8 protein-coding genes are annotated in these 12,241 nt (G+C 61.3%); 3 read left to right on the forward strand and 5 right to left on the reverse strand.

Features of this window, described 5'->3' with window-relative positions:
* The first annotated feature begins 269 nt into the window (after positions 1 to 269).
* Genes ada through Q1W26_RS01395 form a run of 3 tightly spaced genes read left to right on the forward strand, consistent with a single transcriptional unit; the run spans position 270 to position 2,852 of the window.
* A complete protein-coding gene (ada, locus tag Q1W26_RS01385; protein ID WP_300434864.1) occupies positions 270 to 1,343 on the forward strand; it encodes a bifunctional DNA-binding transcriptional regulator/O6-methylguanine-DNA methyltransferase Ada in 1,074 nt (357 codons plus the stop codon).
* Entirely contained in the window at positions 1,340 to 1,993 is a 654-nt protein-coding gene (alkB, locus tag Q1W26_RS01390) for a DNA oxidative demethylase AlkB (protein ID WP_300434866.1), read from the forward strand. Before ada ends, alkB begins: the two co-directional genes overlap by 4 nt.
* Positions 1,994 to 1,997: 4 nt before the next feature.
* Positions 1,998 to 2,852, forward strand: a complete 855-nt coding sequence (locus Q1W26_RS01395) for an AlkA N-terminal domain-containing protein (protein ID WP_300434868.1) — start codon at positions 1,998 to 2,000, stop codon at positions 2,850 to 2,852.
* Positions 2,853 to 3,023: 171 nt separating this feature from the next.
* Here Q1W26_RS01395 and Q1W26_RS01400 read toward each other — a convergent pair whose 3' ends face one another.
* The 5 genes from Q1W26_RS01400 to Q1W26_RS01420 form a co-directional block, all read right to left on the reverse strand.
* The gene (locus Q1W26_RS01400; protein ID WP_300434870.1) at positions 3,024 to 6,173 is read right to left on the reverse strand and encodes a type I restriction endonuclease subunit R; all 3,150 of its coding nucleotides are present in this window, start codon (positions 6,171 to 6,173) and stop codon (positions 3,024 to 3,026) included.
* Between the two features lie 130 nt (positions 6,174 to 6,303).
* Positions 6,304 to 7,713, reverse strand: a complete 1,410-nt coding sequence (locus Q1W26_RS01405) for an ATP-binding protein (protein ID WP_300434873.1) — start codon at positions 7,711 to 7,713, stop codon at positions 6,304 to 6,306.
* A complete protein-coding gene (locus Q1W26_RS01410) occupies positions 7,710 to 8,999 on the reverse strand; it encodes an FRG domain-containing protein (protein WP_300434876.1) in 1,290 nt (429 codons plus the stop codon). Before Q1W26_RS01410 ends, Q1W26_RS01405 begins: the two co-directional genes overlap by 4 nt.
* On the reverse strand, positions 8,996 to 10,447 hold the full coding sequence (locus tag Q1W26_RS01415) for a restriction endonuclease subunit S (RefSeq protein ID WP_300434879.1): 1,452 nt from the start codon (positions 10,445 to 10,447) through the stop codon (positions 8,996 to 8,998). The genes Q1W26_RS01410 and Q1W26_RS01415 overlap by 4 nt, the downstream gene beginning before the upstream one ends.
* Positions 10,437 to 12,155 (reverse strand): class I SAM-dependent DNA methyltransferase, encoded by a 1,719-nt coding sequence (locus Q1W26_RS01420; protein ID WP_300434882.1) that lies wholly within the window; start codon positions 12,153 to 12,155, stop codon positions 10,437 to 10,439. The genes Q1W26_RS01415 and Q1W26_RS01420 overlap by 11 nt, the downstream gene beginning before the upstream one ends.
* Positions 12,156 to 12,241: the final 86 nt, after the last annotated feature.

Genomic DNA, 12,241 nt, shown 5'->3' on the forward strand with positions numbered 1-12,241 from the left:
AGGTCGCCCGCCGGGGCGAGACCCGGCCAATGTGACGCCAAACACCGGAAAGCCCACCCTTGAAAGCTCAATCCAGGAAGAGCCCATTTTCGCGCCGGCATGCCATTACCCTCCCTGGCAGGCCTGCCAGACTCGGAAAGCCTTACCTGTCGCGGGGAAAACGCTTTCCACACTTAACGCGAACATAGCCAATTCAAAAGCAAGCCGCGGAGTGCATCGCCACACGGCAAGGGCTAAATTACAGGCATGTCCCCGCAAGCAGCCGTGCCATGAACCCCAGCCTCGAGACCCGCGCCGCCAAAACCACCGCCGACCCGCGCTGGGCGCTGGTCCTCGCTCGCGCCCCGGCCGCCGACGGGCACTTCGTCTACTCGGTGCGCAGCACCGGCGTGTTCTGCCGCCCGTCCTGCGGCGCCCGCAGCCCACGCCCGGAAAACGTGGCCTTTCACGCCAGCGCCGCCGACGCCCTTGCCGCCGGCTTTCGCCCGTGCCGGCGCTGCCGGCCAGACCAGCCGCCCCTCGCCGAACAGCACGCCGCCCGCATCGCCGAACTGTGCCGCTTCATCGAAAGCGCCGAGGCGCCGCCCAGCCTGGCCGAACTGGCAGCGCGCGCCGGCCTGAGCCGCCATCACCTGCACCGCGTCTTCAAGGCCATCACCGGCCTCACACCCCGCGACTACGCCGCAGCCCACCGGGCCCGCCGCCTGCGCGACGAACTCGGCCACAGCGCCAGCATCACCCACGCCATCCTCGACGCCGGCTACCCTTCCACCGGCCGTTTCTACGCCAACGCCACCGAGGTACTCGGCATGACGCCCACCACCTGGCGCGCCGGCGGCGCCGATACCGACATCCGCTTCGCCATCGGCCAGTGCAGCCTCGGCGCCATTCTCGTCGCCGCCAGCCCCCGCGGCGTGTGCGCCATTGCACTGGGCGACGACCCCGGACAGCTCGCCCGCGACCTGCAGAATCGCTTTCCCCATGCCCGGCTCATCGGTGCCGAGCGTGACTTCGAGGACTGGGTGGCCCGGGTTGTCGGCTTCGTCGAAACGCCGGGCAGCGGCCTCGAGCTGCCCCTCGACATTCGCGGCACCGCCTTCCAGCAACGCGTGTGGCTGGCTCTCCGCGCCATTCCGCCCGGCACGACGCTGAGCTACACCGAACTGGCCCGACGCATCGGCGCGCCCCAAAGCTGTCGCGCCGTGGCCGCAGCCTGCGCCGCCAACCCGCTGGCCCTGGCCATCCCCTGCCACCGGGTCGTGCGCAGCGACGGCGGCCTCGCGGGCTACCGCTGGGGCGTCGAACGCAAGGACGCGCTGATCAAGCGGGAAGCCGGACAATGAGCACCGCCGACCTGTTTGGCGGGCTCCTCGCCCCACCGCCCGAAACGCCCGTCGCCCCCGGCGCGGTGCTGCTCCACGGCTTTGCGCTGGCCGATGCCCCGGCCATTCTCGCCGCCATCGGGGCCGTCACCGCCCAGGCCCCTTTTCGCCAGATGACCACGCCCGGCGGTTTTCGCATGTCGGTGGCCATGAGCAACTGCGGCCCGCTGGGCTGGATCACCGACCGGCGCGGCTACCGCTACGCCCCCCTCGACCCGGACAGCGGCCAGCCCTGGCCCGCCATCCCGCCCGTGCTGCTGCGCCTGGCCCTGGCAGCCGCCGCCCGCGCCGACTTCGAGCATTTCATCCCCGACGCCTGCCTCATCAACCGCTACGCCCCCGGCAGCAAAATGGCCCTGCACCAGGATCGCGACGAACACGATTTCACCCAGCCCATCGTGTCCGTCTCCCTCGGCCTGCCGGCAACATTCCTGTTCGGCGGCCTGGAACGCAGCGACAAGGCGGCCCGCGTACCGCTGGTGCACGGCGATGTGTTCGTCTGGGGCGGCCCCGCCCGCCTGCGCTTTCATGGCATCGCCCCGCTAAAAGACGGCAGCCACCCGGCCACCGGCGCCTGCCGGATCAACCTGACCCTGCGCAAGGCCGGCTGAAACCATGCACCTGCCCCAAAACTTCCGCGCCGCAGAAGTCCTCGCCTTTCACGCCCGCGACCCGCAACAACGGGCCGAACGCGTCACCGGCCACTGCATCGACAAGGGCCTGATGTGGCACGGCCACCCCGCCCAGCTCCACATCGGCATCCACCCCGACCACGCCGAAGTCACCCTCACCGTCGACGGCCCACCCGCCGACCCGGCACACGTCACCCGGCTCGCCGGCCACATGCTCGGGCTGAGCCAGCCTGTCGAAGCCTTCGAAGCGGCCCACGGCCATCACCCCCGGCTCGGCGCCCTCATCGCCCAGCGCCCCGGCCTTCGCGTGCCGCAAACCGCAAGCCCCTTCGAAGCGCTCAGCTGGGCCATCACCGGCCAGCAGATCAGCGTCGCCGCGGCGGGCTCGGTGCGCAGCCGCCTCATCGAAACCGCCGGCCTGCGCCACAGCGGCGGCCTCGCCTGCTACCCCGACGCCGCCACCCTCGCCCGTCTCGACGAAGCCACCCTGCGCAGCGCCGGCCTCTCCGCCACCAAGGCCCGCAGCCTGCTCACCGTCGCCCGCCTCGCCGCCGAAGGCCAGCTGCCGCTGGACGACTGGCTTCACACGGCCAGTGCCGACACGATCCGCGCCCGCCTCGCCAGCATCCGCGGCATCGGCCCGTGGACCATCAACTACACGCTCCTGCGCGGTTTCGCCTCCGTCGACGGCTCCCTGCACGGTGACGTGGCAGTAAGGCGCGGCCTGCAAAAACTGCTCGGGCGAGCAGAAAAAATCGACGCCGACGAAGCCGAAGCCTGGCTCGCCCGCTTCGCCCCCTGGCGGGCACTGGTCGCCGCACATTTGTGGGCGGGGTGAGAAGGCCCGAAAAAATGCAGCACCTCAGCGCTTCAGCTGTCTTCCGCAGAGGTTCAGGGAAACCGGGCTGCCTTCCTTGCTGACCGGCATGTCCTCGTAAAAAACAAAGTGCGTGTTCCAGAATCGCCTTCATCAACTTATGGTGTATCAAGCAGCCCGTCGTGTGGTCGCTCATTGACTCCACTCATTAGACAAACTCTCTGCCTGCTGCAGAACCAACTCCACAGCATCCGCTTGCTGATCCGGAGGATATTTCCATTTTTGCAGAGTACGGCGCACCAAAATCCGCAGCCGTGCCCTAACGCTTTCCCTTACTTGCCAATCGACCGTCGTGCTGGACCTGAGTTTTTCGGTGATCTCGACGGCGATCTTCTTCAAAGTGTCATCACCCAGCTCACGCACTGCGCTTTCGTTGTTGGCCAGCGCGTCGTAGAAGGCGATTTCGTCCTGCCCCAAGCCGAGCGCGGCTTCCCGCTCCAGCACGGCCTGGAACTCCTTGGCCATCTGGATCAGCTCCTCGATGACCTGGGCCGTCTCGATGGCGCGGTTGTGATACTTGCGCAAGGTTTCCAGCAAGCGGTCGCCGTACTTTTTCTCTTGCACCACGTTGTTGCGCGCACGTGCCTTGATCTCGTCGCGTAGCAGCTTTTCTAGCAATTCCACGGCCAGGTTGCGGCTCTCCATCTGGCGCACGTCTTCGAGAAACTCATCTGAAAGCAGGCCGATGTTGGGCTTGTCCAAACCAGCCAGCGCAAAGATGTCAGCCACGCCGTCGGCGACAATGGCGTTATCCAGAATCTGCTTCAACGCACTGTTCTTCTCTTCGCTAGAACGCTTCTTGTCCACCGTGGTGAACTTGGTGATAGCCGCCTTGATGGCCGAGAAAAACGCAATTTCCTTGCGTAGCGCAGCCGCCTCGTCCAGCGTGCCGCACAACGAATACGCCTTGGCCACCGCTACCATAGCGTCGAGGAAACGCCGCTTTCCATCCTTCAGGCCAAGCAGATGGTTGGCGCAAGGCACCATCAGTGCCGCCGCCCTGGTCTCGAAGCCGCTGTAGTCGCAGCCGTGCATCATGCCGCGCACGATGTCCATCTTCTCCAGCAACACGGCCAATGCCTCTGCGGCGCTGTGCGTGGGATCGCCTTTGCCTTTGGCCTCGGTGTAGGTCTTGAGCGCCGCCTTCAGTTCATTGGCAATCCCGATGTAATCCACCACCAGACCACCCGGCTTGTTCTTGAAAACCCGGTTCACCCGTGCAATGGCCTGCATCAGGTTGTGACCCTTCATGGGCTTGTCCACGTACATCGTGTGGCAGGGCGGTGCATCAAAGCCGGTCAGCCACATGTCGCGCACGATCACCAGCTTCAGCGGGTCTTTGGCATCCTTGAAGCGTTTTTCCAGTCGCTTCTTGACCTGCTTGCTGTAAAGGTGCGGCTGCAGCAGTTCTTTGTCGGCCGCTGAACCGGTCATCACCACCTTGATGACGCCCTTTTCCGGATCATCGTCGTGCCAGTCAGGCCGCAGGGTGACGATGGCTTTGTAGAGCTGGGCACAGATGTCGCGGCTCATGCAGACGATCATGGCCTTGCCATCCAGAGTCGCACTGCGGGTTTCAAAGTGCTCGACCAAGTCCTTCGCCACTTGCGCCAGGCGTGGCTCGGCACCCACCAGCTTTTCCAGTGCGGCCCATTCGCTCTTGGTCTTCTCGCGGCTGGCGATGTCCTCTTCGTCTTCCACCACCTCATCGACTTGCTCGTTGAGCGCGTCGATCTCGGCCTGCTTTACATCCAGCTTGGCCAGGCGGCTCTCGTAGTAGATGGGCACCGTTGCGCCATCGTCCACCGCATCCTGAATGTCGTAGATGCTGACGTAGTCGCCAAACACCGCGCGGGTATCTTTGTCTTCGAGGGCAATCGGCGTGCCAGTGAAACCGATGAAGGTGGCGTTCTTCAACGCATCGCGCAGGTGCTTGGCATAGCCGAACATATACTTGCCCGCCTTCTCGTCGAAGCGTCCCTTCATACCGTACTGGCTGCGGTGCGCTTCGTCCGAAATCACCACGATATTGGACCGCCCAGACAGCAGCGGGTGTTCGTCCTCCTCGTCCAGCAGTGCGAACTTTTGCACCGTGGTGAAGATGATGCCGCCCGCCTGACGCGAGGCCAGCATCTCGCGCAATTCATCGCGGCTGCCCGCCTGCAACGGCGTGGTTTTAAGCAAGTCACTGCCTGCGCAGAAAGTGGCAAACAACTGCCCGTCTAGATCGTTACGGTCTGTCACCACCACCAGCGTCGGATTTTTCATCTCCGGCTGTTGCAGCAGTTTGCCTGCGTAGCAGGCCATGGTGATGCTCTTGCCCGAGCCCTGCGTGTGCCACACCACGCCGGCCTTGCGCGAGCCCGGCTTCACCTCTTTGCCGTAGGTGGCGCGTTCTTCTCGCACCTCCAACAAGCCCTTGTCGGGCGAGCTGGCCGCGATCACCGTGGCGCGCACCGCCTCACGCACAGCGTGGAACTGGTGGTAGCCCGCGATCTTCTTGATCACCGCATCGCCATCCTGCTCGAACAGCACAAAGTGGCGGATGTAATCGAGGAAAAGCTCCGGAGCAAAAAAGCCGCGCACCACGGTTTCCAGCTCCAGTTGCAGGCGGGGCCGGTCATCCTCATTGGCAAGGGTGCGCCAAGGCAGCATGCGCTCGGCGTTGGCCGTAAGCGAGCCCACGCGCGCTGTCCAGCCATCACTGACTACCAGCGCCTCGTTGCTGTTGAACAGATCGCTAATCTCGTCCTTGTAAGTCTGCAACTGATTGAAGGCATCCCAGACATCGGTCTGCTCGTTGGCCGGATTCTTCAGCTCAATCACTGCCAGCGGCAAGCCGTTGATGAAGGCCACGAGATCAGGCCGCCGCGGCTGCTTGGTGCCGGTGACCGTGAACTGGTTGATGACCAGAAATTCGTTGTGCTGCGGGTTGGCAAAGTCGATCAGGTGAACCAGATCGGCTTTCTTTTCATCCCCTACCGAGAACTCCACCGCGACACCCGAGAGCAGCAGCCGGTGAAAACTGCAGTTGCGCACTACGGCCTGCGGCTCGCTGATGGTTTGCACGGTGTGTGCTGCCTGCTCCAGCGCAGCGGCGGGAATGTGCGGGTTGATGCGCGCCAAGGCCGCCAGCAGCCGGTCGCGCAGGATCACCTGCCGGTAATCGGCCCGTTCCGGATTCGCGCCATCAGGGGCGATGTCCGGCCCATGCACAAACTGCCAGCCGGTTTCCTGAAACCAGCCGATGCACAGGTCTTCGAGTTCTTGTTCGTTCAGCATGCTGAAAACCCTGTGTCTCCCTGGGGGTGATAAGCGACCAACCCGGTTTGTGATGAAATAAGAAAACACCTATAAATCAAACACATAAAAAACAACAAACCAGCACACGCTAGCTGCAATGAAATGGCGGCTACGCCCATACCGGGATGTACCGGGCATACCGCCGCGAATCGGGCGCGTTAGGATCGCTCTTCACCAAACCCTGTTCCATCGTCGCAGTGATGATCTGCGAAACCGTGTTGCTGCTGCCCTCTGGCAGGCCGAACCGCTCGCGCAACGACTGGTTGGTCATCTGCTTGCGCAGTACGTACTGCAAGACACAGTGCTGATAGCAAGCCCGCACCCGGTCGCTGCCGTTCATGTCGCGAAAGGCACGCGGGCCGTGGATCACCACAATCGTTCGACGGTAGCTGGTCAGAAACTCCGGCGCCGGCAACTGCATGATCTCGGCGGTCTCGATGACCCGGTCGATGCCACTGCTTTTCTCCTCGCAAATCCCGAAGCGGCGCATCAGGTCGGCCAAGCGCTCATTGCGCGACTGATAGCCATCGATGAACCGCTCCACCGGTACGATCGGTTCCCCAGGATTGGAGATTTCCACACGGTTGTTGAACACCTCCACCACGGGCGATGCACCACTTGCGTCAAAGTCCTGATGGATCAGCGCGTTAGCCAGCAGCTCTCGCACCACTACCTCGGGCAGCAGCTTGACCTCCCTGCGAATGGCCCCTTCGATCACCTCGTTCTGCGGCAGCTTGCCCATCACGTACTGCACCAACCCAGCAAAGCCGACGGCATATCCTTTTTCACCCGTGATGTCAGATACGGTCTGCATCTTGGACTCACCCGCATACACGATCACCCGCGCCGCCTTGCGGCTGATGTCGGGGAACTGCCGCATATTCTTGGCCAGCAACACCGCGCCAATGTGCAGGATGTGAAAGCCTGCTGCGCTGCGCTCGATCAGCCGTTCATCCAGCAGGCGGGCCAGCACGCCAGCCTGATCAGTGGGATAAGGCAGACGCAGCAAGTCAAAGAAAGTTTGGGTATCCAGCAACTGCACCACGTCTTGCGCGGAGATATCCTTCAGCGCTGGATTCTCCAGCCAGCTGGGCTGCCCTTCCGCGAAGATCTTGCGCAACTGATCCTCGCTCATCGGCACCAGCTCTTCGCCCGAACGCATCAGGTAAGCCCCCTCGTAGTGGTAGGCCGTGCCCTTGGGCCGACCAGGAATACTGAAAACCACCACCCGCCCTTGGAGATGCCCGACCGCCTCCACATCGACGCGAAACCCCACCCAGTGAAACAGCTTCTCGGCAATGTCTTGGGTGTTGGAGAACGCCTGGCTGCCCACCACCGCGCGCGGAGGCTTATCCGCAATACCCAACACCAGATGCCCGCCACCTTCGTTAGCAATGGCCACGCAATACCGACAGAGTTTTCGGGTGTCGTACTGGTTGCCGGCCTCCTTGAATTCCAGGTTCTGGGTTTCCGAGGCGCTGCCGCGCCACAAATCGATCTGCTCTGCCGAAATGGTCATGACTGCTCCCCGGTGGCGTCCAACTTGGCGATCTCAATAACGCGTTCTGCCACCTCATCCCGCAAGACCTGCGGGTAGCCGTATTTGCGAAGCACCACGCGCACCACGTTGCGCAGGCGAGCCTGCACGGCGTCGCGGGTCTCCCAGTCCACCACCTTGTTCTTGGCGATGGACGCGGCCAACTCTTCGGCCATCAGGGCGATACGGCCCGGCTCAACTTGCTCAGCGCCGGCAGGCTGGCGCAGCACGTCTTCAATACTGGTGAGCGTGGCGGCGGTTGCAGCCGACGGTGTTACCTGCGCGTCCACTTGATTCGTTGCTGTCACGCTCTCAGTGATCGTGACTTCGTGGTGCTTGCCGCGCTGCTGCACTGCCGCCGCCATCTCGACTTCTGTGGTGATCACATTGCAATATTCCGAGGCTCCCAGCAAATCAGGGAACAGGCTGGCGTGGTGCACATTCATGCGCCGCAGGTGGCGCAGGCAGGCATCGCGCTCTTCATTGCGGATGTAGATCTTGCAGATGTAGCGGGCCAGGATGTCCGGCTGCTCATCTTCGGATGCAGAGCGCAGTTCCTCGTCTTCAAACAGCTCGTCATCAGCCGGCACAGTGGCCAGCTTGTTCTCGATGGTGGCGTCTGTGGGTGAGAAGGTGAACAACCCTGCCTGGTTTACCAAGCGGCCGTGGTCATCGCGGCGCGGCTCCCATAATCGGATGCCGGTTTCGTGCTCATGCTCGGTCAGAAAGCTCTTGTTGAGCACATACACCGCGCGATAGGGGTTGGCGGCCTCTTCCTTGCTGTCGTCCTTGTGGAAGGCAAAGAACAACGCCACATAAGGCGAGTAAGTCCAGTCCAGCAGCGGCGTCATCAGGCCATGGTGCTGGCCCACCGACCACAGCTCGTCATCCTCATCCACCATGGCCGCATCGTTCAGACGCCCGCGCACTGCGCGCTTGAAGCGCTCCAGTTGCGCCTGTGCCAGCTGCTCGGTGACGATGCCATTGGTGGTCAAGCGCCCCAGCGTGGGCATCAAACTCCAGTCAAAGCGGCGATGCCCGCGAAACACCAATTGCACACCTTGCCGGTTGAAGAAGTCGCTCTCCAGCAACTCAGTGAAGTCGCGCCAGGATTCCAATCGCGTGACTGGAATGCGACCGCTTAACTCATCGGCCATGATCTCAAAGCGCTTGGTGCTGCCCTCGGCGCGCCACTGCGGAATCTGCTCGAAGTAGTCGCTTGGTTGCTGTGTGACCACAGCAACGGATGACATGATCGGCTCGCTCATGCCTCGGCCTCCGCAATAGCCTCGGTGACTGACAACTCGCCGGAGAGGAGCTTGGGAAGCAGCGAGTCGCGAAGCGCCGTCAACCGCCGGCTTTGCGGATCGTGTCGGCGTTCCAACAGCGGATTTACCAAACCGTAGAACTTCTCCGCGACCATCGTAGGCGGTTTGGCAACAAACTCCGCATCAAGGAAGTGGGCAGTTTGAAAGTTCGCAATACCGGTGCTTTGGTTCTGGTATTCCCATGTCTTTCCTTGCGCGTAGATATACACCAAGTGTAAACCCAGTATGACGCCTATCTCCGGACTGATGGGGCGCAGCAATCGGCAAAAGCTCGCAGGCTCAATGGGGCAATCAAACTCGCGCATTGTGTTCACAGCTATTCGAATAGATCGACCTGTCGGCTGATCCTTACTGCCTCCAGAAACCTCCAACACAATATCGCCAACTTGAAGATGCCGTGAAGCCAACTTCTTCTGCGTGGTATATCGAAAAGGTACTCGATGGGCTTGAGCCAGGTCCAAGTCTGGAATATCAGTGCCCCGAATGATGGCAACACGAGTGTCATTGCTCGAATCAGGCGAATCTGAGCCCCAGTCACCACCGATAGTATGCGAGAGCAGTGAGCCGAACGGTGAAGCGCTCCACCCCCTCGGAATCTCCCCCAACTTTGATTGTTCCATCTCATCTGGAAACAGCGCAGCGGTGGTCGCGAGTTGCTCGAATTGTTCGGGCGGCAGGGTGTCGATTTCAGACTCAGACTTGCCGCTGATGGCGCTCATGGCGGCACGCAGCGGGTCGCGGCCTTCGACAATGGCGGCAAGCTTGGCTTTGACCGGGTCGAAATCGACAAACCACGATTTGAAGATGGCTTGCGCCATGGCTTCGAGGGTTTGGTTGATGCCGATGTTCAAACGGATCTTGGCATCGAGCGCCTTTATGTTCCAAACGGCAACTTGCTGCTCCTCAATTGAGGGCACAGGGACCTCAATTGTCTTGAGGTAGGAAGATGGTCGTGCAATAGATGGCACGCCAACCTGGTTGGCATTAGCAAGTAGCCTGTGCTGCCCTTCTGGAGTCTTGAAGTAGTAGGTGATGAATTCTGGAAGCATAAGGTCCGTATTGCAGCGAAGATAAAACTGTCGCTGAGAAATGACGTACCTTTGATATGCGGAATCATCAGGAATAAATGCCACCTGTCCAATGTTGCCCGCGTGGGTGAAGATCACGTCCCCCCGCTGGACATTGGCATTTTTCAGAGAATCAGCGTGTGCCTCTGTGATGAATTTGAACTCGCCATCAGTCACCTGAGCTTCACGGAGATGCTGGCCACTGATAATTGGAATTCCTGAATCAGTGAAGGTTTCCACTTTGATCGACGAGCCAAATGGCCCCATCGCGATCTTCAGTGCGATTTCTTCAACGCGCTTGTAAGGCCATTTACCAGCCATAGCCGAGCCCTGCCAAGTTTTTCTTGATTTCGCCTTCCAGCTTGGCGCTTTCGGCAAACTGCTCTGCAAGTTGCGCTGTCAGCCGCGCCATCTTGTCGGCGAAGACTTCGCCGTCGTCCTCCTGCTCCTCGGCGCCCACATAACGCCCCGGTGTCAGCACATGCTCGTGCTTGCGGATGTCGGCCAGCGAAGCGGAATAACAGAAGCCCGCCACATCCTCATAACCTTCACCCATCTGCCAGGAGTGGAAGGTATCGGCCACCTTTTTGATGTCATCGACCGTGAAATCACGCAGCACGCGGTCTTTCATGTAGCCGAGTTGGCGGGCGTCGATGAACAGGAATTCACCGCGCCGGTCGCGTTTGGTTTTGTTCAGCGCCAGGCCATTGCGTTTGTCGCGGGTCAGGAACCAGATGCAGGCCGGGATTTGGGTGTTGGTGAAAAGCTGGCCGGGCAGCGCGACCATGCACTCCACGTAATCGTCCTCGATCAGCTTCTTGCGGATTTCACCTTCGTTGTTGGTGCTGCTGCTCATCGAGCCATTGGCCAGCAGCAGGGCCATGCTGCCGGCGGGGGCCAGATGGGCGAGCATGTGCTGTAACCAGGCAAAGTTGGCATTGCCCTGAGGGGGCGTGCCAGCGATCCAACGCCAGTCGTTTTCCAGCTTGGCGTTCCACCACTCCTTCATGTTGAAGGGCGGGTTGGCCATGACGAAGTCGGCGCGCAGATCGGGGTGCTGATCGTTCAATAGCGTGTCACCCGGTGCACCGCCGAAGTTGAAGTCGATGCCGCGTATGGCCATGTTCATGGCGGCCAGGCGCCAGGTGGTGGGGTTGCTCTCCTGGCCGTAGACGCTGATTTGCCCAGCTTTGCCGTTGGCCACCTTGCCGCCGTGCAGTTCGATGAATTCTTCGCTCTGCACAAAGAAGCCGCCCGAGCCCATGGCCGGGTCGTACACCCGGCCCTTGAAGGGCTGCAGCATTTCGACGATCAGCGTGACGATGCTTTTTGGCGTGTAGTACTGGCCGCCCTTCTTGCCTTCGGCCAGGGCAAACTGGCCGAGAAAGTATTCGTAGACGTGGCCGAGGATGTCCTTGCTCTTCAGGCCCAGCGGCTGGCCGTTGTAGTCCTTGCGGTTGAAGTCGGTGTCCGAGAAGTGGGCGATCAGGTCGGCCAGTTTGTGGCTGTCAATCTGCGTGCGGGCGAAATCCTTGTTGAGCACGTTCTTGAGCTTTTTCTCGTTCTCGCGCTCGATGGCTTCCATGGCGTTGTCGATCAGCCAGCCGACGCTGCGCATCTCTTCGGGCTCGTCCTTACCGGGCTTGTTCCACAGCAGTGGCGCCTTGGGCGGCAATTGGGCGCAGTCGCGCAGGGTCTGCCAGCGTGCTTCCAGCGGCACCCAGAAGACGTTTTTCTCGGTGTAGTAGTCGCGCACCTCCAATTCGGCGGCGAGGTTTTCTTCGTATTCCTGGGTGCCCGCACCGCCGTATTCCTCGGGGGCCATGTAGTAATCGTGGTCCGGGTTCTGGAACTGCTCGCGCAGCTCTTTCTGCCGCTCCTCGAAGGCGTCGGAGACGTACTTCAGAAAGATCAGTCCAAGCACCACATGCTTGTAAACAGCAGCATCGAGGTTGGAGCGCAGCTTGTCCGCAGCAGTCCAGAGCTTTTTTTCGAGGTCGCTGAAGAATTGTTGTTCGATGTTGTTCATGGCGCCGCCTAATGATCTGCAGACAAGTCAAAGCCCAAGATTCTATCAACCCGGTAGTCAGAAGCTGCACATATATTCCGTTCAAC

This window comes from Zoogloea sp. (genome assembly GCF_030157465.1).
In the GTDB taxonomy this organism is placed as follows: Bacteria; Pseudomonadota; Gammaproteobacteria; order Burkholderiales; family Rhodocyclaceae; genus Zoogloea.

Excerpts from the sequence above, each read along its gene's own strand:
- Q1W26_RS01400 (WP_300434870.1), bottom strand. The coding sequence starts at position 6,173 with ATGCTGAACGAACAAGAACTCGAAGACCTGTGCATCGGCTGGTTTCAG.
- Q1W26_RS01405 (WP_300434873.1), bottom strand. The coding sequence starts at position 7,713 with ATGACCATTTCGGCAGAGCAGATCGATTTGTGGCGCGGCAGCGCCTCG.
- alkB (WP_300434866.1), top strand. The coding sequence starts at position 1,340 with ATGAGCACCGCCGACCTGTTTGGCGGGCTCCTCGCCCCACCGCCCGAA.
- Q1W26_RS01415 (WP_300434879.1), bottom strand. The coding sequence starts at position 10,447 with ATGGCTGGTAAATGGCCTTACAAGCGCGTTGAAGAAATCGCACTGAAG.
- Q1W26_RS01395 (WP_300434868.1), top strand. The coding sequence starts at position 1,998 with ATGCACCTGCCCCAAAACTTCCGCGCCGCAGAAGTCCTCGCCTTTCAC.
- Q1W26_RS01410 (WP_300434876.1), bottom strand. The coding sequence starts at position 8,999 with ATGAGCGAGCCGATCATGTCATCCGTTGCTGTGGTCACACAGCAACCA.
- ada (WP_300434864.1), top strand. The coding sequence starts at position 270 with ATGAACCCCAGCCTCGAGACCCGCGCCGCCAAAACCACCGCCGACCCG.
- Q1W26_RS01420 (WP_300434882.1), bottom strand. The coding sequence starts at position 12,155 with ATGAACAACATCGAACAACAATTCTTCAGCGACCTCGAAAAAAAGCTC.